Annotated in this window: 19 protein-coding genes; 8 read left to right on the top strand and 11 right to left on the bottom strand. The window is 63.8% G+C overall.

Annotation, left to right across the window (positions count from 1 at the left end; all coding sequences use genetic code 11):
• Positions 1-6 precede the first annotated feature (6 nt).
• The gene (locus tag FHW96_RS22440) at positions 7-549 is read right to left on the bottom strand and encodes a hypothetical protein (RefSeq protein ID WP_172342802.1); all 543 of its coding nucleotides are present in this window, start codon (positions 547-549) and stop codon (positions 7-9) included.
• 21 nt (positions 550-570) lie between these two features.
• On the opposite strand from FHW96_RS22440, the gene FHW96_RS22435 reads away from it, so the two are divergent.
• The 8 genes from FHW96_RS22435 to FHW96_RS22400 all read left to right on the top strand — a co-directional run bounded on the left by FHW96_RS22435 (position 571) and on the right by FHW96_RS22400 (position 10,089).
• Positions 571-741, top strand: coding sequence for a hypothetical protein (locus tag FHW96_RS22435; RefSeq protein ID WP_172342801.1), 171 nt, complete (start codon positions 571-573; stop codon positions 739-741).
• Between the two features lie 37 nt (positions 742-778).
• Complete coding sequence (locus FHW96_RS22430) at positions 779-1,732, top strand: LacI family DNA-binding transcriptional regulator (RefSeq protein ID WP_172342800.1); 954 nt, start codon at positions 779-781, stop codon at positions 1,730-1,732.
• 80 nt (positions 1,733-1,812) lie between these two features.
• The gene (locus FHW96_RS22425) at positions 1,813-3,522 is read left to right on the top strand and encodes a sulfatase (RefSeq protein ID WP_172342799.1); all 1,710 of its coding nucleotides are present in this window, start codon (positions 1,813-1,815) and stop codon (positions 3,520-3,522) included.
• Between the two features lie 75 nt (positions 3,523-3,597).
• Complete coding sequence (locus FHW96_RS22420; RefSeq protein WP_172342839.1) at positions 3,598-4,518, top strand: formylglycine-generating enzyme family protein; 921 nt, start codon at positions 3,598-3,600, stop codon at positions 4,516-4,518.
• Between the two features lie 166 nt (positions 4,519-4,684).
• Complete coding sequence (locus tag FHW96_RS22415; protein ID WP_172342798.1) at positions 4,685-5,776, top strand: HlyD family secretion protein; 1,092 nt, start codon at positions 4,685-4,687, stop codon at positions 5,774-5,776.
• Positions 5,777-5,778: 2 nt separating this feature from the next.
• Positions 5,779-7,308 (top strand): MDR family MFS transporter, encoded by a 1,530-nt coding sequence (locus FHW96_RS22410; protein ID WP_172342797.1) that lies wholly within the window; start codon positions 5,779-5,781, stop codon positions 7,306-7,308.
• A gap of 8 nt (positions 7,309-7,316) precedes the next feature.
• The gene (locus FHW96_RS22405; RefSeq protein WP_253951164.1) at positions 7,317-8,729 is read left to right on the top strand and encodes an efflux transporter outer membrane subunit; all 1,413 of its coding nucleotides are present in this window, start codon (positions 7,317-7,319) and stop codon (positions 8,727-8,729) included.
• Between the two features lie 19 nt (positions 8,730-8,748).
• Complete coding sequence (locus FHW96_RS22400; protein WP_172342796.1) at positions 8,749-10,089, top strand: anti-phage deoxyguanosine triphosphatase; 1,341 nt, start codon at positions 8,749-8,751, stop codon at positions 10,087-10,089.
• A 232-nt stretch (positions 10,090-10,321) separates the two neighbouring features.
• Here the strand turns inward: FHW96_RS22400 and FHW96_RS22395 are convergent, their stop codons facing one another.
• The 10 genes from FHW96_RS22395 to FHW96_RS22350 all read right to left on the bottom strand — a co-directional run bounded on the left by FHW96_RS22395 (position 10,322) and on the right by FHW96_RS22350 (position 22,488).
• Positions 10,322-11,065 carry a methyltransferase gene (locus FHW96_RS22395; protein WP_172342795.1) on the bottom strand — a complete coding sequence of 248 codons (744 nt, stop codon included), beginning with the start codon at positions 11,063-11,065 and terminating at the stop codon, positions 10,322-10,324.
• On the bottom strand, positions 11,062-11,658 hold the full coding sequence (locus FHW96_RS22390) for an alpha/beta fold hydrolase (protein ID WP_172342794.1): 597 nt from the start codon (positions 11,656-11,658) through the stop codon (positions 11,062-11,064). The genes FHW96_RS22395 and FHW96_RS22390 overlap by 4 nt, the downstream gene beginning before the upstream one ends.
• Entirely contained in the window at positions 11,655-12,803 is a 1,149-nt protein-coding gene (locus FHW96_RS22385) for an aminotransferase class I/II-fold pyridoxal phosphate-dependent enzyme (protein ID WP_172342837.1), read from the bottom strand. The genes FHW96_RS22390 and FHW96_RS22385 overlap by 4 nt, the downstream gene beginning before the upstream one ends.
• Entirely contained in the window at positions 12,800-13,870 is a 1,071-nt protein-coding gene (gene bioB / locus FHW96_RS22380) for a biotin synthase BioB (protein ID WP_172342793.1), read from the bottom strand. The genes FHW96_RS22385 and bioB overlap by 4 nt, the downstream gene beginning before the upstream one ends.
• Before the next feature lie 218 nt (positions 13,871-14,088).
• Entirely contained in the window at positions 14,089-15,030 is a 942-nt protein-coding gene (locus FHW96_RS22375; protein ID WP_253951162.1) for a response regulator, read from the bottom strand.
• Complete coding sequence (locus FHW96_RS22370; RefSeq protein WP_253951161.1) at positions 15,027-16,748, bottom strand: ATP-binding protein; 1,722 nt, start codon at positions 16,746-16,748, stop codon at positions 15,027-15,029. Before FHW96_RS22370 ends, FHW96_RS22375 begins: the two co-directional genes overlap by 4 nt.
• 654 nt (positions 16,749-17,402) lie before the next feature.
• On the bottom strand, positions 17,403-18,137 hold the full coding sequence (locus FHW96_RS22365) for a TadE/TadG family type IV pilus assembly protein (RefSeq protein ID WP_253951160.1): 735 nt from the start codon (positions 18,135-18,137) through the stop codon (positions 17,403-17,405).
• Positions 18,092-18,670, bottom strand: a complete 579-nt coding sequence (locus FHW96_RS22360; RefSeq protein WP_172342791.1) for a TadE/TadG family type IV pilus assembly protein — start codon at positions 18,668-18,670, stop codon at positions 18,092-18,094. Before FHW96_RS22360 ends, FHW96_RS22365 begins: the two co-directional genes overlap by 46 nt.
• The gene (locus FHW96_RS22355; protein ID WP_253951159.1) at positions 18,667-20,433 is read right to left on the bottom strand and encodes a TadE/TadG family type IV pilus assembly protein; all 1,767 of its coding nucleotides are present in this window, start codon (positions 20,431-20,433) and stop codon (positions 18,667-18,669) included. The genes FHW96_RS22360 and FHW96_RS22355 overlap by 4 nt, the downstream gene beginning before the upstream one ends.
• A gap of 51 nt (positions 20,434-20,484) precedes the next feature.
• Positions 20,485-22,488 (bottom strand): bifunctional diguanylate cyclase/phosphodiesterase, encoded by a 2,004-nt coding sequence (locus FHW96_RS22350; RefSeq protein WP_172342789.1) that lies wholly within the window; start codon positions 22,486-22,488, stop codon positions 20,485-20,487.
• Positions 22,489-22,786: the final 298 nt, after the last annotated feature.

Genomic DNA, 22,786 nt, shown 5'->3' with positions numbered 1-22,786 from the left:
ATAAGGTTAGGCCAGCCCAATCACATCCCCGGCCAGCGCCAGATAGAAGCGCGCGATTTCGGCCAGCGCCCCGTCATCCAGCACAAAGGGCTGGCCCGCGGCCTGTTTGCCCCCTGCAAGCCCCAGCGAGGCAATGGCCAGATCGCGGGCGGTGATCGCGCAATGGTTGCGCACCGGCCCGTCGCAGGCCGCCACCTGAAGCCGCCGGATCGCGCGCAGGCGCGGGCGATGTTTGTCGAGCGGGTGGAGATCGACCGGGGTGGGCCGCATATGGGGCGCCATCGCGCGCAGGAAGGCGCGATATTCGCCGATCAGCAGCGAAAAGAAGCGTTCGAGTTCCTTGAGATGGTTGCCCGATACGCGCATCAGCACTTTGGGTCGGGGGGCGCCGTTCGTGGCCGCCGCCGGGCCGGAGCCGCGCGCGATCAGATAGTTGCACCCGGCCTGAAGCGTTTCAAACGAGCTTTGCAAGGCCGGCGAACTGGGATGGTCGAACCATGGCCGGACTGTGTCAGGTTGCCGATATTCGCCCTGTCTGATCATAGGCATGTTCCCAAGGCAAGCGGGAGCATGGCAACTCTCAGCCGGCAGCGCTTGAGGATGGAGATGCTGCCGGTGGAAATGGCCTACAGAATGCGGGCGGTTTCGTCCAACGCAAATGGTATCGTTTGCGGAAAAGGCGGGCGGCCTGAAAAATACCATCGCTGGTATTTTTCCTTGCCTCTTGCGCAGCGCAGGTAAAATGGCGCATCAGCCCATGCGGAAAAAGGGATAGGCCATGGCGACGATCAAGGATGTGGCACAGCATTCGGGCATTTCGATCAAGACGGTTTCGCGCGTCATCAACGGCGCGCAGACGGTGCGGCCCGGTGTGCGCGAAAAGGTCGAGCGCGCCATCCGCGAGCTGCACTATCGCCCTGCTCTGGCCGCGCGGCAATTGGCCAGCGGGCGCAGTTTCATCATCGCGATGATCGCCCCGCGCCTGACCTACAGTTATTTTTCGCGGATCATGGTGGCCACGGCCGATGCCTGCCGCAAGGTGGGCTATCATCTGGTGCTGGAGGTGATGGATGGCGAGGATCTCTCCATCACGCTTTCGTGCGAGCCGGATGCGGTGATCGTGGTGCCGCCTTTTGCCGATAACCGCCAAGTGCTGGCGGCATTGATGGAACTGGGCAAGCCGGTGGTGCGTATCGCGGGCAAGGATGACGGGATCGGGCGCAGCGTCGAGGTGCACGACCACGCGATTGCGCGCGAGATGGCGCAATATCTGGCGGGGCGGGGGCATAGCGTGCTGGCGATGATCGCGCCGCCGCGCCCGGATATGGCCGCCGAGGAGCGGCTGACCGGATTTCGCGCGGGGCTGGCCGAAAACGGGCTGGATCTGTCCGACAGCCATGTGGTGCGCGCCGGTATGACCTTTGCCGAGGGCGAGCGGGCATTTCGCGATCTGATGGCCTTGCCGCAGCGGCCGACCGCGATCTTTGCCGCCAATGACCAGATGGCGCTGGGGGCGATGGCCTGCGCACTGCGTCTGGGGTTTCGCGTACCGCAGGATGTGGCCATTGCCGGGTTCGACAATTCGGTCGAGGGCCAGATGTGCTATCCCGCGCTGACCAGCGTTCATCAGCCGGTAGAGGAAATCGCGCGGATTGCGGTGGATCTGGCGCTGGACCGGGGGGATGGCGATGCCAGCTTTGCGCATCATCTGGTGATCCGCGAATCCGCATGAAAGTACTAGCGCTGGTATTTTCTTGACTTCGCCCCATCGCCGCGTCATGTCTGATGGCATAAAGGCGATTGTGAATCGGGATGAGGTCTATGGCGAATCTGCGTAAGGTGATCTTTGGTGGCGCGGCCTGCTTTGCTGCCATGGCGTTTTCCGGAGGGCCGGCGCAGGCCAAAACCCCCGATGCGCCCGACCAGCCGCGCCCGCGCAACATCATCTTTGTGCTGGTCGACGATCTGCGCTTTGACGGCATGGGCTTTCTTCAGCCCGGCCTGCTCCAGACCCCCAATATCGACCGCATGGCGCGCGAGGGCACCTACTTCCCCAATGGCGTGACCACTTCCTCGCTGTGCAGCCCCAGCCGCGCGACGATCCTGACGGGCATGACCGCGCGCAACCATGGCGTGGTGGACAATAACAATTCGTCGGAGGACGGGCTGACCTTCTTCCCCGCCTATCTGCAACAGGCCGGGTATCAGACCGCCTTCATCGGCAAATGGCATATGGGCAATGACACCGATGCCCCGCGCCCCGGTTTCGACAAATGGCTCAGCTTCAAGGGGCAGGGGCATTATTACCCCAAGGGCGACCTGCCCGCCGCCGCCTTGGCCGCGGGCAAGAGCAATATGTTCAACGTCGACGGCAAGGAAGTGCCTCAGACCGGCTATATCACCGACGAGCTGACGCAATATGCGATGAACTGGCTGGAAAAGGAGCGCGATCCGAAAAAGCCCTTCTTCCTCTACCTGTCGCACAAGGCGGTGCATTCCGATCCCTTGCCCCCGCCGCGCTATGCCCATCAATATGACAAGGCGCAATTCACCCTGCCCGCCAGCGCGGAAAACACGCCGGAAAATTACAAGGGCAAACCGCGCTGGGTCTATGATCAGCGTAATACCTGGCATGGGATTGATTTTTTTTACAATTCCGACATGAAAATGACGGAATACCTGAAATACTACTATGGCACGCTCTCGGCGGTGGATGACTCGCTGGGGCGGATCATGGCCTATCTGAAAAAGAACCATCTGGAAAAGGACACGCTGGTCGTCTTCACCAGCGACAATGGTTTCCAGATCGGCGACCATGGCTTGATCGACAAGCGCACCGCCTATGAGGCCTCGGTGCGCGTGCCGCTGGTGATGTGGGAGCCGGGGACGGTGCCGGCGGGCACGGTCAATACCGGCCGTGTGCGCGGCCTTGATTTCGCGCCGACTTTTCTGAGCGCGGCGGGCGTGAAAACCATGCCGCAACAGTTCGAAGGCCAGAACGCATGGGGCCTCATCACCGGTGCGCAAAAGCCCGCGCAGTGGAACCCGAGCGACTTCATCTACGAATATTACTGGGAATGGAGCTTCCCCGAAACCCCGACCACCTTTGCCATCACGCGCGGCAATCTGAAGTATATTCAGTATCACGGCATCTATGACCGCGAGGAACTGTATGACATCGGCGCCGATCCCACCGAGATGACCAATCTGATCGACGATCCGGCGCATCTGAACGACAAGATCACGCTGCGCGCCGCGCTCTATCAGCAGATGGCGAATAATAAGGGCAAGCACATGATCCCCTATACCGCGCGCCAGTCGATCGGTTCGGTGCGGCGCAACAAGACGGGGACCGGCGCGGCGCCTTTCCCGGCCGAATGGCTGGTCGAACCCAACCGGGCCGACCGCATGGATGACATCATGGCCGACAGCCCGGCCAAGCAGGCCGCCAAGGCGGCGGGCAAGCCTTTCATCAATTCGCCCACTGTCAATCAGCAGTTCAAGCAGATCCCGGAAAAATAAGCCCCCTGTTGCAAGTTGCATGATCGGTCATACAAACAAGCGATGAGCAGCACCCCGTCATCCAACCCGCCCAACATGCAACTTGTCCCCGGCGGGGTCTTCATGATGGGATCGTCGGCCTTCTATCCAGAGGAAGCGCCGCGCCGAAAGGTGCGCGTGGCTTCCTTCTGGGTCGATCAAACACCGGTGGCGAATGCGCAATTCGCCGAATTTGTCGATGCCACCGGATACAGGACCTTTGCCGAAACCGCGCCCGATCCGCGCGATTATCCGGGCATGGACCCGGCGCTGGCGGTGGCCGGGTCGCTGGTCTTCACGATGACGGACCGGCCGGTGGATCTGGATGATCCCTCGCAATGGTGGCGCTGGGTGGCGGGGGCGTGCTGGCGCCATCCGCTGGGGCCGGACAGCGGGATTGACGACATTCTCGACCACCCGGCCGTGCATGTGACGCATCACGATGCCGCCGCCTATGCCGCATGGGCGGGCAAGCGTCTGCCCACCGAGGCGGAGTTTGAATTTGCCGCGCGGGGCGGATTGGTCGATGCCGAATATGCGTGGGGGGATGAACTGACTCCTGGCGGCGAGCATCGCGCCAATACGTGGCAGGGCCTATTCCCCTTTGCCAATACCGCCGCCGACGGCTGGGTGCGGACCAGCCCGGTGCGCGCCTTTCCCGCCAATGGCTATGGCATCCATGACATGATCGGCAATGTCTGGGAAATCTGCGAGGATTGGTGGAGCCTGCCCAGCGATGCGCGGCCCCGCAAGAAAAGCGCGTGCTGCGCCATCGACAATCCGCGCGGCGGTTTTCGCGCTAAAAGCCACGACCTATCCGAGCCGATCGCGAAAATCCCGCGCAAGGTCATCAAGGGCGGATCGCATCTTTGCGCGCCCACCTATTGCCAGCGCTATCGCCCCGCCGCGCGCCATCCCCAGAGCATCGACAGTTCGACCAGCCATATCGGCTTTCGCTGCGTGATGGACGTGGCATGACAGAAGCGTCTGGGGGCTGATTTTCCCTTACGCCGGATGGTTGGCCCCGGATTCCCCCTGATGACAGGCTTGTCAGGAATAAAAATCATCTATACCGCCTGCCAATCCCCCGCTTGCCCAATAGGTTCGGCATGCGAAATGGCCTTGGCACGTATGAGAGTACTGCATGACCGACACTTCCCAGGTGGCTGACCAGACGGCTGATTCTTCTGAAAACTCCTCGCCTTCGCCTGCGCGCAAGGTGCTGCCCTTTGTCGGGCTGGCGCTTTTGCTGGGCGGCGGCTGGTGGGGTTGGGATTATTTCACCCATGGCCGCTATATCGAAGAAACCAATGACGCGCAGATCGCCGCTGATACTTTGGCGGTCGCCCCGCGCATTTCGGGCTATGTTGCGCAGGTTCTGGTTACTGACAATCAGGACGTGAAGGCGGGCACGCCGCTGCTCACGCTCGACCCGCGCGATTATAAGGCCAAGACCGCGCAGGCCTCCGCACAGGTGGCCATTGCCGATGCGTTGCAGGCCAATGCGCAGGCCGCCATTGCCGAGCAGCGCGCCGGGATCGAACAGGCCCGCGCCCAATTGGCCGCGGCGCAGGCCAAGGCGCAATTCGATGCCGATCAGGTCAAGCGTTTCGCCCCCTTGGTGGCCAGCGGCGCCGAGCAGGCGCAGCAGCTTTCGCAATTGAAATCCGCCGCCGATCAGTCCGCCGCGCAGGTCCGCGCCCAGAGCGCCGCCATCGAGGCGCAGCAGCGCCGCATTGCCACCATCGAGGCGCAGGCCAAGCAGGCGGTGGCACAGGGGCTGGGCGGCAAGGCGCAGTTTGACGCGGCCAATGTCGATCTGGACGCCACCACCATTCGCGCCACGATCGACGGACGCATCGGCGACAAGAATGTCACGCCGGGCCAGTTTGTTTCGGCCGGCACGCGGCTGATGACGCTGGTGCCGCTCTCCAAGATCTATGTCGTGGCCAATTTCAAGGAAACGCAATTGGCCCATATGCGCCCCGGACAGGATGTGGCGATCAAGGTCGATGCGCTGGACGGCCATACGATCAAGGGCAAGATCGAGAGCATGGCGCCCGGCACCGGGGCCAGCTTCAGCCTGATCGCGCCCAGCAATGCGACCGGCAATTTCACCAAGATCGTCCAGCGCGTTCCGGTGCGCATCGCCATTGACGCCAATGCCGATACGCGCCGCCTGCTGGTGCCGGGCCTGTCGGTGACGGCGATGGTGGACACGAAAACGGCGCATTGATCATGGTCGATGCGCCTCCGGTAAAGGCCGATCTGTCGGCATGGCTGGCGGTGGCGGCGGGAACGCTGGGCGCGCTGATGGCGACGCTCGACATTTCCATCGTCAATTCCGCCCTGCCTACGATTCAGGGCGAAATCGGCGCATCGGGCACCGAGGGGACGTGGGTGGCCACCTCCTATCTGGTGGCCGAAATCGTCATCATCCCGCTGGCCGCGTGGCTTCAGCGGGTGCTGGGCCTGCGCACATTCCTGCTGATCGCGGCCAGCCTGTTCACCTTTTTCTCGATGATCTGCGGCTGGGCCGACAGTCTGACGATGATGATCGTCGGGCGCGTGGGCCAGGGCTTTACCGGGGGGGCGCTGATCCCCACGGCGCAGACCATCATCGCCATGCGATTGCCGCGCGAACAGCAACCGATCGGCATTGCCGCCTTTGGCGTGACGGCGGTGATGGGGCCGGTGATGGGGCCGCTGGTGGGGGGCTGGCTGACGGAGAATGTCAGCTGGCACTATGCTTTCTTTCTCAACCTGCCGGTCTGTATCGCGCTTTTGCTGCTGCTGATCCTTGGTCTGCCGCATGAAAAAAGCCATCTGGGCGAATTCGCCAAGGCGGACTGGTTCGGTATTGTCGGGCTGGCGCTGGGGCTGGGCGGGCTGACGGTGTTGCTGGAGGAAGGGCAGAGGGAGCAGTGGTTCTCCTCCGATCTGATCCGGCAAATGGCGTTGGTCAGCGCTTTTGGCTTTGTCTGTATCGGCATTGGCCAGAAATATGCGGTCAGGCCGGTGATTCAGCTCAAGCTGCTGCTCGACCGGCAATTTGGCGCGGTGGCGGTGATGGGGCTGGTGCTGGGCATGGTGCTTTACGGCACCTCCTATGTGATCCCTCAGTTCCTTGCCTCGGTGGCCAATTACAACGCGCTGCAATCGGGCAAGATCGTGCTGATTTCCGGCGTGCCCAGCCTGTTCATGATGGCCATCGTGCCCATCCTGCTGAAACGCATCGACGTGCGCGTGGCGGTGTTTTTCGGCCTGCTGATCATGGGCGTGTCGTCGTTGATCGACACGGGCATGACGATGGGGTCGGATGGCGCCGATTTCGTCGATTCCCAGTTGATGCGGGGCGTGGGCCAGATTCTGGGGATGCTCTTCCTCAGCCAGGCCTGTGTCCGCTCGGTCCCACGTGAACTGGCGGGCGATGCTTCGGGCCTGTTCAATTCGGTGCGTAATCTGGGGGGCAGCATCGCGCTGGCCGGGATCGCCATCATTCAGGACAACCGCCTGTGGCTGCACACCCGCCGGCTGGAGGAAACGCTCCATGCCAACAGCGTGCTGGTGCAGGAGAAGGTGCGCGCGCTGGGCGGCCTTGTCCGCGCCGCGCCGCAGCTAGAGGCCCAGCTTCAGCTTCAGGCGCTGGTGATGACCTATAACGACATTTTCCGGATCATGGGTTATGGCACGTTGATCGTGCTGCCTCTGGTCCTGTTGCTGCGTCCGTTTTCGAACGAAGCGGCCCCTGACGTTCCCATGCATTGACGAGAGCCATGATGACCCGTTTGCCGCTGATGATTGCTGTGGGATTGCCGCTGGCGCTGCCTTTGGCGTTGGGGGCCTGCGCGATGGGGCCCAATTATGCCGGGCCGCCTAAGGTGGCTGGCGGCAGTGGTTTCGCGCGCGGGGCCAAGGTGGCCGAGGCGGGGCCGGTGTTGGCGCGCTGGTGGGAAGTGCTGGGGGATGAGCAGCTCAATGCGCTGGTCGTCGATGCCCTGGCCCACAGCCCCAGCGTCGAGGATGCGCAGGCCAAGGTGCGCGAAGCGGGCGCGGTGCTGCGGCAGAAGCAGGCCGGCGATCTGCCCTCGGTCTCGCCCACGCTGATTGCGGCCAAGGCGGATCTGCCTCCTTTCAGCGCAGGGGGCAAACGGACCTCGCTGGAAATTTACAACCTTGGCGCCACCGCCTCGTGGGAGCCCGATTTCTGGGGCATCAACAAGCGCACCAATGAAGCCTCGCGCGCCAGTGTTGATCGGGCCAAGGCGCAACTGGCCGATGCGCAGGTCAGCCTTTCGGCGCAGGTGGCGCAGGCCTATGTGAATCTGCGCGATGCACAAAGCAGGCAGGCGATGGTGGCGCAGGTGGTGACCTTGCGCGAGCAGGCGCTCGATCTGGTGCGTCAGCGTCATGGCGCGGGTGTGGCCACGCTGGCTGATGTGGCGCGCTATGAGGGCGATATGCGCAGTGCCATGGCGCAGGCCGCGCCTTTGCGCGCGCAGGTCGAGGTGGCGATGAATCAGCTGGCCGTGCTGACCGGCAAGGCGCCGGGCGATCTGGATGCGGCGCTGGCCTCGGCCAAGCCCTTGCCGGTGTTGCCCGCCAAGGTGGCGGTGGGCGATCCGGCCGAGCTGATCGCGCGGCGGCCCGATGTGCGCGCGGCCGAGCGCCTGCTGGCGGGCAACACCGCCCAGATCGGCGTGACGCGGGGCAAGCTGATGCCGCGTCTGAGCTTTACCGGCATTTTGGGCATGGGCAGCGCCTCGCTCTCCAGCATCGTCGATCCCTCGACGGCGGCCTATGGCATCCTGCCGCAGTTGAAATGGTCGGGCCTCGATTGGGGCAAGGGCAAGGCCACCGTAGCGCAGGCCAAGGCTCAGCGTGATGGGGCCGAGGCGCAATATCGCCGTGCGGTCCTTTCCGCGCTGGAGGATGCCGAGAGCAGCCTGTCGCGCTTTGGCGCGGCGCGCGAGCGACTGATGCAGCTTGAGGCGGGCGAGGGAACCGCGCAGGCCAGCGCCCGCCTTGGCGCGCAAAGGGTGAGCGCGGGGACATCCTCCAAGCTGGAGCAGACCGAGCGCGATGCGCAGGTGCTTCAGGCCGCGATCACCAGCGCGCAGGGCCGCGCCGAAGTGGTGGTGGATTATATCGCCATTGCCAAGGCGCTGGGCTTGGGCTGGCAGGGCTGATCGCGCTATAGGCGCGGCCATGGATGAAACGCTCTGGCTGGCCCGCCGCGAAAACTGGACCCCGCAGAATGAGGACGCCCGCGATGGGGGCGACATCGACTATGCCCGCGTGATCCACTCCGCCTCGTTCCGGCGGCTTCAGGGCAAGACGCAGATCCTCAATCTGGGCGACAGCGATTTCTATCGCACCCGGCTGACGCATTCGCTGGAGGTGGCGCAGATCGCGGGCGGCATTGCGCGGCAATTGGAGCGCGACGCGCCCGATCATCCCGCCACCGCGATCCTGCCGGGGCGCAGCATGATCCACGCCATCGGCTGCACCCATGATTTCGGCCATCCGCCCTTCGGCCATGGGGGCGAGGTGGCGCTCAATTACTGTATGCGCGAGGATGGCGGGTTCGAAGGCAATGGCCAGACGCTGCGCATCCTCTCGCGGCTGGAGACTTTCTCGCAAGGGGCGGGGGCCAATTTGGCGCGGCGGACCTTGCTGGGGGTGCTGAAATATCCGGTGGCCTATGCCGATGTGCGCAATCCGGCGATCGCGCCGCGCCTTGCGCCGGGGCCGACCACCCTGCGGATCATCGACGCGGCCAGCGCCAAGCCGCCCAAATGCTATCTCGACACCGAGCGCGATGTGGTGGACTGGATCCTCGATCCGCTGAGCGCGGGGGATCGAGCGCTGTTGCAGAGCTTTGAAGAAAAGCCCGGAAAGCACGCCAAATCACACCACAAATCGCTCGATTGCAGCATCATGGACGTGGCCGACGACATTGCCTACGGCGTCCACGACCTTGAGGACGCCATCGCGCTCGACCTGATCCACCGCGAGACATTCGCCGCCGCCGTGACGGATCGCTGCCCGACCTTCCTTGATGCGCTGAAGGCCAAATATCCCGGCGAGAGTGCCAATGATGTGATGCGTCAATTCGTCGATGGGCTTTATGGTGGCGAGAACAGCCGCAAGCGCTTCATCGGACGGCTGGTGCATCATTTCCTGACCGCGGTGCATTATGTCGAGATGGAGGAATTCGACGCTCCCCTGCTGCGCTGGAGGGTGGGGATGGCGCCGGGGCAGAAGGCGTTTCTGGAGGTGCTGAAGGATCTGGTCGTGCGCGAGGTCATTACCAGCCCGGCGGTTCAGCATCTGGAGTTCAAGGGTCAGACCATGGTGGTGGCCGTGTTCGAGGCGATGCAGGCCGACCCGGAACGCCTGCTGCCGCGCGACCGCTTGCCCGCCTATGCGCAATATGGGGTCCGCGCGATTTGCGATTATGTGGCGGCGATGACCGACACTAGCCTGCTCAAAACCTATGAGCGGCTGTTTGCCCCGCGCATGGGCTCGGTGTTCGACCGGCTCTGAGGGCGATAGGCAAAAAAATGGCCAGCCCGGAGGCTGGCCTTTGGAAAGTTTGGGAGAGGATGCCTGAAAGGCCTGTCCCTTATGCGGATCGGCGGTGTTCTTCGCAAGTGCAAAATCACGCGGTTTGGTGCAAAGAATGCAACTGCCGATTACGTAAACGCAAATATCAGCATTTCCAGTCGGTTTTGCGCTAACCTTTATTGTACCAAAGGCTCATTTGCACCGCGCGCAATTATTGCGCCGCAGCATTTTGACGCAGGCACAGCGCCACGCGATAGGTCGCGCGGCCCCCTTGCGAATCGAATCGCTCGATCACCCGCCGCAATTGCCCCGCCGACAAGGGGCGGTGGCCCGCGCGCGGCACATCCGCGCCAATCCCGCGCAGGTGGCGCAAAAAGCCCCGCCCGCCGCCTTCGACCGTCAATTCGACCTCTCTTACGGCAAAGTCCATCGCACGCAGATCCGCGCCATCGGGATAATCGGCCAGCCCGCAGGGCGCATCCTCATGGGCCGCGCGCCATTGCGCAAAACTGCCCGCGATCATTGTTGTGAAAGCCAGCAGGCCGCCCGGAGCCAGCAAAGAATCCAGCCGTGCCGTCGCCGCGCCCAGATCGTCGAACCACTGAAACGCCAGACTCGACACGATCAGGTCAAAGGGGCCGTTCACATCGGGCGCCTGTCCATCCATCACGCGATAATCCACCCGGTCATGTCCGGCAAAACGCGCCCGCGCCCGTGCCAGCATCGCGGGCGAAAGGTCGCTCATCACCCATCGCGCATCGGGCAGGAGCGGCATCAGCGCCGCCCCCAGAAACCCCGTGCCGCAACCGATCTCCAGCACGCGCGGGGTGGGGGGCAATGCCTGCATCGCCACCGCATGGGCCAGCATCGCGGCGACCTGTTGCTGGACCCCGGCATGGGCGTCATAATCATCGGCGCGGCCAAAGGCTTCGGAAACAAGACGTTGGGCCATCATTGCGCAAAATCCGCAATCTGTACTGCGCACCATGCCGCCTGCGTCAGGGGCAACAGATGCCCGCCATCGCCGCAAACCGAGCAAGCGCCGCCAAAGGCCCCCATGCGCAGCGCGGGCGGCAATAGCGGATCATCCTCCGCCTGAAGCACCAGCAAGCGCGCGCGATGGGCCGGGGCCAGGGCCTGATCCGCCAGCAGCGCCAGATCCTCGCCCAGTCGTTCACGGGAAACCATCGCCGGGGCGGGGCTGCCGTTGATGCTGGCGCGGAAGTCTTCCAGCACCTTGGCCGGGTTCTCGCCAAAACGCTTCACCATCCGCTGAACCACGCGCGGGGCCACCGCGTCGACGCCGCAGAACCGGTCAAACCCATTGATCGCCACCAGAGGCACATCTGGCCAGCGCCGCGCCAGCAGCATCGCGCCCAGCGAATGGCCGATCATCAGATCGGGCCGCTCGCTCTCAACGGTTGGGCCAAAATAGCCGCGATCCATCCGTGTAACATTGCCTGACAGCATGGGTGCCAGCGCGTCCCACACGCCTGCATCAAACCCCCAGCCATGCAGCAGCGCGATCTTCACCGTTCCAGAACTCACTGGCCGATCCGCGCAGCAATCGCCTGGGCCAGCGCGGCGACATCGGCGCGCGCATGATTGGCATGCAGCGCCACGCGCAACCGACTGGTGCCGGGCGGCACGGTGGGCGGGCGGATCGCCACGGCCAGCATGCCTGCCGCCGCCAGATCCTGCGCCAGAGCGAGCGCAGCCCCGGCATCGCCCACGATGACCGGCACGATCTGGGTGCTGCTTTCGGCCGTGGCGATGCCCGCGCTGTTCAGGCTGTCGCGGAAAAATGCGCCGTGATCGGCCAGAGTCGCGCGCTCTGCCTCCATCCCCGGCGCCAGATCGAGCGCGGCATCAATCGCCCCCAGCATCGCGGGCGAGGGCGCGGTGGAAAAGATGAAACCTCCACAGGCATTGACCAGATAGTCGATCAGCAACCGGCTGCCCGCGACATAGGCGCCCATACAGCCCAGCGCCTTGCTGAAGGTGCCCATCGCCAGATCGACATCTAGGCCATAGGTCAGCCCGCGTCCCTCATGGCCCAGCACTCCGGTGGCATGGGCCTCGTCGACATAGAGAAACGCATCATGCGCGCGGGCCAGCGCCGCCAGCGCGGCCACATCGGCCTGGTCGCCGTCCATGCTGAACACGCTTTCGGTAACGATGATCTTCGGTCCCTCGGCGCGCTCCAGCAATTGGGCCAGATGGTCCAGATCATTGTGGCGAAAGCGGATTTGGCGTGTGGTGGATGCGCCCGCATGCAGGCTGCCATGGATCAGCCGGTCGGTGAACAGCGCGGCCCCCGGCGCGGCGCGCAGCAAGGCCGCCAGCACCGCCGCATTGCAATGCCACCCGCTGGGAAACAGCAGCGCGGCCTCCTTGCCTTTGAAGCGGGCAATCTTTTCCTCGACCGCCAGATGCAGCGGCTGGGTGCCCGTCACCAGCCGCGAGGCCGCCGAGCCCGCGCCATGGGCCAGCGCCCACTGCGCCGATCTTTGCGCCAGCAACGGATGGCGCGAGAGGCCGAGGTAATCATTGCTGGAAAAATCGACCAGCATGGTCCCGTCGCGCAATAATCGCCCTGCATCCTGCGGCATGCTGGCGCGCAGGATGCGCCGCTCGTCGCGCTGGTCTATGCGTTCCAGCGCGGCGGCAAGCTGAGATTCTAAGGCCTTCAGATCATCTGCTCCAGCTTGACGCAGCCCTTGGGCATGGCTTCGGCGGCGATCTCGGCCTCGGTGCGGGTCACGGCCATGGGCTTCAGGCCGAGACGTGCAAACATCGCCATGTCATTGTCATCGCCCGCATTGGGCGCGGTCAGCAGCTTGTCGCCGGTGAAAATGCTGTTGGCCCCGGCAAGAAAACACATCGCCTGCGTCATTTCCGACATCGATTCGCGCCCCGCCGACAGGCGCACCATCGAGCCGGGCATGGTGATCCGCGCCACCGCCACGGTGCGTACAAATTCCACATCGTCAATCTTGGCCAGCGGCGTATCGGCCAGCATATTGCCCAGCACGGTGCCCTTGACCGGCACCAGCGCGTTGATCGGCACGCTCTGCGGATGCGACGGCAGCGTGGCCAGCGTATGGACAAAGCCCACCCGGTCGGCGCGCGTTTCGCCCATGCCCACGATCCCGCCGCTGCACACATTGATCCCGGCGCGGCGCACCTGGCCCAGCGTGTCGAGGCGGTCGCCCATCGTGCGGGTGCTGGTGATTTCCTCGTATTTTTCCGGCGAAGTGTCGATATTGTGGTTGTAATAGTCGAGACCCGCATCGGCCAGCATGTCGGCCTGATGGTCCGACAGCATGCCCAGCGTCATGCAGGTTTCAAGGCCCATCGACCGCACGCCCTTCACCATTTCGATGATCGCGGGCATGTCGCGGTCCTTGGGGTTGCGCCATGCCGCGCCCATGCAGAAGCGGCTGCTGCCCTGATCCTTGGCGCGCGCGGCGGCCTGCAAAACCGACTGCACTTCCATCAGCTTGGTGGCCTTGACCCCGCTGTCGGCCTTGACGCTCTGGCTGCAATAGCCGCAATCCTCGACGCAGCCGCCGGTCTTGATCGAGAGCAGCGTGGAGAGCTGCACTTCATTGGCCGGGTGGCTGGCGCGGTGGATTTCGGCGGCGCGATAGACCAGCTCGGTGAAGGGCAGGTCGAACAGGGCCGCGATCTCTTCGCGCGTCCAGTCGGTGCGGGCCGAGAGAGAACTGGCCGGGGTGTCGAGAGGGGGCACGGTCATAGGGTATTCTCCATTCGGCGCAGTCCGGCGCGGGCCTTGGGCATCGTTACGCGGTCGCGATAGGCGCGCAAGGGCCAAGGCTCAAGTCATCAAGCGGTGAAACGACCATCCCGAAGGGCAATATCATGGCGCGTTTCACACGGTGATGCGTCAGGATGGGGATGGCGTCCACGGTAATCTTGCAAATTTGCAAAGAGCGTCTTTGCAAAACCGGCTGATCACCCATTGATCGCGCGCACCGCCAAGGCCGCCGCCGCCGCGCGCGTTTCCACGCCCAGTTTGACGAAAACCTGCTCCAGATGCTTGTTCACCGTGCGCGGAGAGATCGACAATATCTCGCTGATGACGCGGTTGGGTTTGCCATAGCTGATCCACAGCAGCACCTCGGCCTCGCGGCTGGTCAGGCCGTGGCGGGCCTGAAGCAGGGCGATGTCGCCCGCCGGGTTGACGTCATTGAGCCGCACCAGCCATTCGGCCCCGCGCATCCGCGCCACCAGCACCAGTTCGAGCGTTGAATGGGCAAGGTCGAGCCGGACGCTGGCCCCGCTCTCATCGGCCCGCGCCAGACGGGCAAGCGCAGGGCGCAGCGCGGCCGGGGCCGGGCCGGGGATGACGCTCCATTCCGGGCAGCTTTCGGCCAGCAGGCTGCCGGCCTGCGGGGTCCACCAGAGCAATTGCTCGTCGCGGCCCATGGCGACCAGATGGCGCCCGCTGGCGTCGAGCGCGGCCTGGCTGTCCTGTGCAAGGCGCGCATTGGCCATATGCACCCGCACCCGCGCGATCAGCTCGTTGATGACCAGAGGCTTGCGCACATAATCGACCCCGCCCGCCTCAAGGGCTGCCAGCACATGCTCGCTCTCGGTCAGGCCGGTCATGAAGATGACGGGCACGCGGGCGCTGGCCGGATTGCGTTTGAGGATGCGCGTGGCCTCGAACCCGCCGATGCCGGGCATCACCGCATCCATCAGGATCAGATCGGGTACGATATGCGACAGCAGCGAGAGCGCCGCCTCGCCGCTGGTGGCGATCAGCACGCGGATGCCCTCGACCTCCAGCGTATCGGCCAGAAAACGCAGGGATTCGGGCGTATCGTCAACCACCAGCACGGTATCGACATGGGGCTGGGGATCCTGCGCCACCAGCGGATCGTGGCGCATCATTGATCCCCTTGCCGGTTGGCGGCCAGTTCGGCGGCCAGTTCGCCCAGATCGAACCGGTCGAGAGAGGCCAGCAGCCGCCGCGCCAAGGGGGCGGCCTGCGGCACGGCAGCCTCCATCGCGCGGATCGCTTTTTCCACGCCCCGCACATGGCCGATGCGCAGATCGTTTTCTATATCGGTCAGAAAGGGCCGCGCTTCATCGGGCAGGGCCTCGCGCTCGGGGGCAGCTTCGGGGGCCTCGGCCTCCTCGGCCCGACCGCGCCAATGCAGGCCCAGCAGGCCGCCCACCGCATCGATCAGCGCGTCCAGATCGACCGGTTTGATGAGGAACTGGTCATGGGCGATGAAGCCCGCGCTGCCCTGCCGGATTTCATGCGCGTCGCCCGAGACCATGATGATGCGTATGTCGCCCCCGCGCATTGCGCGCAGCCGCCGCGCCACCTCCCAGCCCGACAGGCCCGGCATGGTGACATCGAGCAGCACCAGTTCGGGCCGATGCTTGCGCGCCAGTTCCAGCCCGGCATCCCCATCATGCGCGATATGCAGGATAAAGCCCATGGGTTCGAGCAGCCCGCGCAGCAGCGAGGTCTGATCCGGGTCGTCGTCGATCAGCAGGATATGGCGCGGCGGCCCGTCGAAACCGGTGATCGCGCGGGTGCTTTTCACCTCCTGCACACTGGCCTGCACCGGGCTGAGCATCAGGCGCACGGTAAAGGTCGTGCCCACGCCCGGCTCGCTGGTCACGGCCAGATCGCCGCCGAGGATATGCACCAGCGCCTGGGTGATCGCCAGACCAAGGCCGATGCCCTTTTGCCGCTGCGCCTCGGGATGGGTGCCGCGTTCAAAGGGGGCGAAGATGCGCGCCAGATCGTTTGGTTCAATGCCGATGCCGGTGTCGGCGATGGTGAAGCTCATCACCTGAGAGCGATAGGTGACCCCGAAAGTAACCTGCCCCGCCTTGGTGAACTTGATCGCGTTGGAGAGCAGGTTGATCAGGATCTGGCGCAGGCGTTTCTGATCCGTGCGCACGAATTCGGGCAGGCCGCTCTGCTTTTCATAGGCCAGCGTCAGGCCGCGCGATTGGGCCTGCGGGCGGAACATGCTGGCGACCTGGTCGAGAAAGCTGTTGAGACGCACCGTGTCGTTGGACAGGCGCAGCACCCCGCTTTCGACATGGCTGATATCGAGCAGTCCCTCGACCAGATTGGTCAGGTGCTCGGACGACCGGCGGATGATGCGCGCGGCTTCGATGGGGGCGATGTCATGCCCGCGCTCCAGCAATTGCGCATAGCCATAGATCGAATTGAGCGGTGAACGGATTTCATGGCTGACCGAAACGAGATAGCGGCTCTTGGCGCTGTTGGCGGCCTCGGCCACCTCCTTGGCCAGATGCAGTTCCTCCAGCGTGGCATTATGCGCGGCCACCTCGGCGCGCAGGTCTGCCACATGGCGGCGCGCTTCAGCCAGAGCGGCGCGGCGGCTGTCATAGGCGCGCAGGATCAGCCCGCCCAGCACCCCGCCCAGCGCCAGCAGCGCCCCCAGCGTGGCCAGCAGAATCGCGCGCACCATCGGCAGGCTCTGCGCCGGAAGGCTCTGCCCCAGCGCCCAATAGGCCGCGGCGATGATGGCCGTCATCATCACCGCCATGGCCGCCATCACCAGCATGAACCGCCCCGGTGCAGACTTGATTCTGTCCATCAGGCGCAAGGTTTCGATCATCCGGCGCGCCTCTGCGCTATAGGGCGGCTCAGGAGCCTGTCGGTCACATCGCTTGTCGCCATCTCTCGACCCCCCGCCAGTCGGTTCTCGCAGACATGGTGTAGCGCGCATTCGGGCTGCATCATCCTACGTCAAATGACGAATGGCTGGCGCGGGGCCGGACAAGGATATTTTGCCAGAACCTTATGATCCTGTTGCCTTTACGGACAAGGTCTGCAAGCGTTGACAGCAATAGGTGCAATGGCTCGATATGTTGCCGGCGACTTGGGGGGCAAGTCGTTAGCTGCAACAGGGGGCGCGCGATCTGTCCATGCCGTTTGGCGGGGCTTGTCGCGTTCCCGAATGGCCGGGTGGTGGTGTGGCGCTGGGGGCAGCTTGCCGCGCGCCACCCGGCCGTTCATGGGGGCGGGTTGTATGAAATTATGCCTCCGGCGGGCAAAGGGATTCAATCCCTTTGCAATCCCGTTCATGGGGTGGTGCCGGGTTGGCGAGGTTGTGGGCGGATTGGTAAAGCCTGCGGCACCGGGCCGCGCTGATTGGCGCCGCTGGCTTTAAAATTCCAAGGCTGCGTCCGACACCCATCGGCCGAACCCATGGCGCCACGCAGACAGTAATGGGAGCGCGAGGGTCTAGACCCTCGCATCTTACCCTTTTCTAACTCGTATACTTATCACACGTCATGCGCGTCGCCGCCGGGCTGGGATTATAGATCTGCGCATAATCGCGCAGGTCGCGCACCACGAAGCTGGCGCTGTAATGGATCTGTCGGTTGGGCACGAACATCGTGCCGAAAAAGGGCTGGTAGGTATAGTTGACCTCGACGAACATCACCCCGGCGCCGGAGGGGGCGCTGACCTTGTATCCGGTGTCGCCCATGCCGGTGGCGGCGGTGGCGCCGGCGTTGGCCGGCGTGGCGTCTGTGCCGGCGGTGGGGGTGGTGGTGCCATAGGAGGAATCGAAGCTGCTCCCGCTTTTCATCCCGATGCAGCGTTGCCAGTGGATGCGCTGGACGGGCACCGTGTCATAGGATTGCTGGACCATTTCGAGGCTGGAGATGATGACCCGCCCGTTGGTGGTCAGGCCCAGCCCGTTGCCCTGCAATCGCGCGCCCGCCAGCACATCGTTCATGTCGGTTTCGCGGATCTGGGTCGCGGCCAGATTGCTGGCGAGGCCCACACGGCTGGCATTGTCGGCCAGATCGAGCGTGATCTGGCTGATCTGCATCTGGACGCGGGCCATATTGGTATATTCGATGCCTGCCCCGCCCATGTAGAACACGATGGGCAGCGCCAGCGCGAATTCGATCAGCGAGGCGCCCGAGGAATCGCGGATCAGGCGGCGCATCATGTGCATACTGTTGCCGCCGCCGCCGTGGTCTGGGTCGCCCATGGCTGGTTCTTCAGGATCGTGCTGGCCGAAAGCGTGGCATTCCTGCCCCAGCCCAGCCAGAGGCCCAGCGGAAACAGGCGGGTATAGGTGATGGAAACGGTATAGAGCACCGTGTCGCCCGCGCCGCCATTGCCCGACACGCCCGGATCGGCGTCCCAGATGCCATTGCCGTTCACATCGGTAAAACACTCGCCCGCATCGCGCGCGCCGTTGCCGTTGCTGTCCACGAAACTTTCGGGCGAGATATAGCCGAAGGAGGCATAGGATTTGCGCGTGGGATAGCCCGAGATGAAGGCGGCATTGCCGTTGATGTTCTTCACCGCCTGCAGCACGGCATTGTCGATGGTGGTGGTGTTGGCGCTTTCGACCGTGCTGTCGCGGCCGGCCTTTTGCACCGCGCCCGTCAGGATCGCCTGCATATAGGCCTGATAGGCCATTTCGCACAGGCCCATCCCCATCAGCAGCATCACCGGCAGCACCAGTGCAAATTCAACCAGCGCCGCCCCGCCGCAATCACGCCACAGCCGCCTCATTTCGAAATCCGCAGCTTGGCGATTTTGCTGGCGATGGTGGCGAATTGCGCGGCAAGGCCCGATCCCGATGTGGTGGAGAGCGCCTGCGAGGGCGAGGTCGCGCATTGGGTCAGCTCATTGGTGCTGCTCATGCCAAGGGCCACGGTCCACACGCTGATATTCTTGGCCTTGGCCGCCGCGCAGGAGGCAAGGAAGCGGGCATTGTGGTAATTCTTCAGATTGCCCAGATCGCCCCCCGAAACCCGCTGGTCGTAATATTCCACGCCGTATGCGCCATAGACATTCTGGCTGGGTGACATGTCGCCATCGGTCAGAAAGACGATAATCCGCTTGGGCGCGTCGCGCCCCGTGGCGGCGGCGGTGTCGGCGGCAAAGATGCCGTCGGGCGAAACCAGCCGCGTGCCCCAGATCATGCCGATATCGTGATAGGTGCCGCCAATCGCGCGAAAATCACTGGCGTTGACGTAATTGGACACTTGCGTGCGCGTCATCACCGCCAGACGCGAGACCGGCTTGCCGCAGCTGATATAGCCCAGCTTGTAATAGGAGGCCTGATCGAGGTTGGGGCTGTTGCTGGTGTCGCCGCTCGATGTGGCGTTGGCGGTGCTGGTGTAATTGTTGCGGGCATAGGTGACGGCGGTCCACATCGGTTTCCACTGCGTGCGGATATCCGTTCCCGGCTTCAGATCGGGGTTCAGGTCATTGGGCAGGCTGGTGGTGGAAAAGCTGGTGACGCCGGGCGTGGTATAGGCTTCCTCGATGCACCCGTCCCATGTGTCGGTGGTGTTGACGAATTTGGTGGTGTCGACCGTGGGCGCGCCGGTGACATAGGTGGTCAGCAATTGCGGGCTCTGTTTATATTGCCAGTTGGGCAGGGTACAGAAGCAGGAAAAGGAAAAGCCCGTGCCGGTCAGCACGCGGGTCTGATAATTCCAGCTTGTGTTCACATTGCCGACCCCGCCCGCCATATAGGCCGGGTGGATATCCATGATCGCGCGGCCCGAATTGACCGTGGACGTATAGGTGACAAAGCCATAGCGCACCCGCGTGTTGACATCGATCGAGGCGGCCATCGTGTCATAGAAGGACAGCACGGCAGCGCGCAGCGCGCTGATGCGCGATCCTGATTTTTCCGGGACATAATAGGCGGTCGATCCGGGGTATCCGGCGGTGCTGGTGTTGCCGCTGCCACTGCCGTCGGCGGGGCGGGAATAGGCGGTGGCCGTGACCGAATTGACGTAATTGGTGCAGGTGTTGGTGTCGTCCGAGGGCAGGCAGGCCATCGAGCCGGTGGTGTCCAGCACAAAGATCACATCGGTGTCGCTGATCTGATAGGTGGCCTGGCAGACGGCGTTGAGCGTGATCGAGCTGTAGCCGAACACGCGCATCAGCGTCATGGGCATGGTTGCGCTGGCGCTGGCGCTGACCTGGGCGTCGGTGGTCTTGGCGGGGGTGAAGTTCAGCGCGGTGATGCCGTACCAGCCGGTGCGGATATTGTTGGCGAAAAAGGCGTTGGCGGCCGCGGTGGCGGTCGAATCCAGCGTGGTGTTGCCGGTGGTGGTGTCGGTCATCGCCTTGCGCCCGGCCAGAACCCCGGCGTCGCAGGCCTGCTGCAGCCGCGCATTGACCATATACATCCGCGCCCCGTCCACCGCGCAGCCGACAAAGGCCATCAGCAGCGACAGGATCAGCGCCAGCATCGGCAGGGCATTGCCCCGCCGGTTGGCGATCAGGCGCGACAGGAAGGGGCCGTGTTTCACCATGCCATTATGGCGTGCAAACATTTGCCTTTGGCCAAGCGCCCATCCGGGCTCTTACGGATTATGGCCGGAAAACAGTCCGTCCAGCTCCTTGGCGGGCACCGGGCGCGAGACAAGGAAGCCCTGAAACGTGTTGCAGCCGCAGGCGGCCAGACGCTCGCGCTGATGTTCGGTTTCCACGCCTTCGGCCACGACATCCAGTTTCAGCGCACGGCCCAGCTTGACGATGGCGTCGACCAACCCTTCGGCCTCATCATTGGCCTCCAGATTATGAACGAAGCTGCGGTCGATCTTGATTTTGTCGACCGAGAAGCGCTTGAGCGAATTGAGGCTGGAATAGCCGGTGCCGAAATCGTCCAGCGCGATGGAAAAGCCTTCCTGTTTCAGCATGGTGATATTGTCGCGCGTGATGCCGTCATCGCCCAGCAAGGCGGTTTCGGTGATCTCGATTTCATAGCGTTCGGGATTGACCCGGAATTCGGCCACCAGCCGCGTCAGCGTGGCCATGAACATGGGCGAGCGCAATTGCAGCGCCGAGACATTGATCGCCACCCGGATGTCGCCCCATCCGGCGGTTTCCTGAAACACGCGGCGGAACACGAATTCGCCCAGATCGAGGATCAGCCCGCTTTCCTCGCATAGAGGCACGAAGATCGAGGGGGCGATGGCGCCGCGCTCGGGATGGTTCCAGCGCACCAGCGCCTCCATCGCGTCGATCGACCCGCGCCCGTTCATCTGGGGCTGATAGACCATGGTCAGGCTGCCGTCGGCCAGTGCCTTGCGCAGATCGCTTTCCAGACTGCGCCGCATGCGCAGCGCGGCATCCATGTCGGGTTCGAAAAAGGTTACCCGGTTGCGCCCGTTTTCCTTGGAACCATACAGCGCCAGATCGGCCTGACGCAGCGCCTCGGCCGGTTCTATTTCCGGGTTGGACACCAGCGTGACGCCGATTGAAACCCCCACTTCAACCACGCCCGCTTCCAGTTCAAAGGGCGTTTCAAACAATTTGAGCACGCGCTGGGCCAGATGCGAGGCGCCTGAACCGTCGGCCTCGGGTTGCAGGATCACGAATTCATCGCCGCCCAGCCGCGCCACCGTATCGGAATCGCGGCACAATTCGGTCAGCCGCCGCGCCACCTGCTGGATCAGCTCGTCGCCCGCATGGTGGCCCAGCGTGTCATTGACCTCCTTGAACCGGTCCAGATCAAGGCAATGGACCGCCATTTCGCCCGCATAACGGCGCGACATGGCCAGACTCTGGCCCAACCGGTCGAACATCATCGCGCGGTTGGGCAATCCGGTCAGCGTGTCGTGAAAGGCCAGATGGCGCGCGCGCGCCTCGCTGGCGATCAGGTCGCTGGCGATGGTGTTGCTGCGCCGCATGAAGAACCATGCCGCCGCCACCAGCAGCGAGAACAGCGCCAGCAGCGCAATCGGCAGGTCGAAGCGCACCGCGCTATAGGGATCGAGCGCGGGCCATGCCAGCACCGCCACCGCGCCGCCCCTGGGATCGCGCAGCGGCAGGACCATGTGATTGGGCGGCAGCTTGCCCCCCAGCTGAAGAATGGCCGCGTTCTGGCCATGCTGGGCGCTGAAGCTGGTGACCATGCCCTCATCAAGCGTGGCCTGAATCATATAGGGGCCAACGCCCGAAAGCACCAAGGGCAGATTGAGCCTTGCCTGATTGTCGATAATCCACAGGCCCGCCATCCCATCGACCCCGCGCGCAGGGACCAGCCGGACCGAGCGTGACCCGGTGACCGCGCGCATCGGGGCGAGTATCGCCTCATCTATCCAGCGCGTGTCATTGGCGGCAAGGTGCGCGCGGGCCTGTTCCTGATGGGCCAGAGCGCGGACGGTCTCCTGCCAGATCTCCACGTCATGATCCCAGCTTCTGGCGATGATATCCTCGCTGAAACGATGGGCGCTCAGGTTGATCTTGGAAAGGGTGACCTGCGCGGCGATGGCCAGCAACAGTAACGTGCCCACCAGCAATCCGCTGATGGGGCGCAGCAGCCCCTTGCGCTGGGCATCCTGCGGCGAACTTTTGCTGTCCATTCCTGTTCCTACCCATGCGGCTCGCCAGCGCTTTGTTGCAATCGGGGTCTTTCAGCCTATCCTGATCCCCGGCGAGCTTCGATCATGGTTGACGTTTACGCGCCGGGCCTTGCGGAAGGTTTTGGGCGGCAACAGGTCATTAGCCCTAGTTTTGGCTAACGGAGTCTTCACCAACACGGCTGCGTGCGGGGCGCCTGAATGACCGTCTGTGGACGCCCCAAAAGAAGCAAGCGTTAAATGAGATCTGGCACGTAGTCAGGTGCTCTCGTCTGTCCGGCCTCTGGATGCAGCATTATGC

Origin of the sequence: Novosphingobium sp. SG751A (genome assembly GCF_013149295.1) — a bacterium.
Classification (GTDB): Bacteria; Pseudomonadota; Alphaproteobacteria; order Sphingomonadales; family Sphingomonadaceae; genus Novosphingobium.
This window is presented reverse-complemented; position numbering and strand designations above follow the sequence as displayed.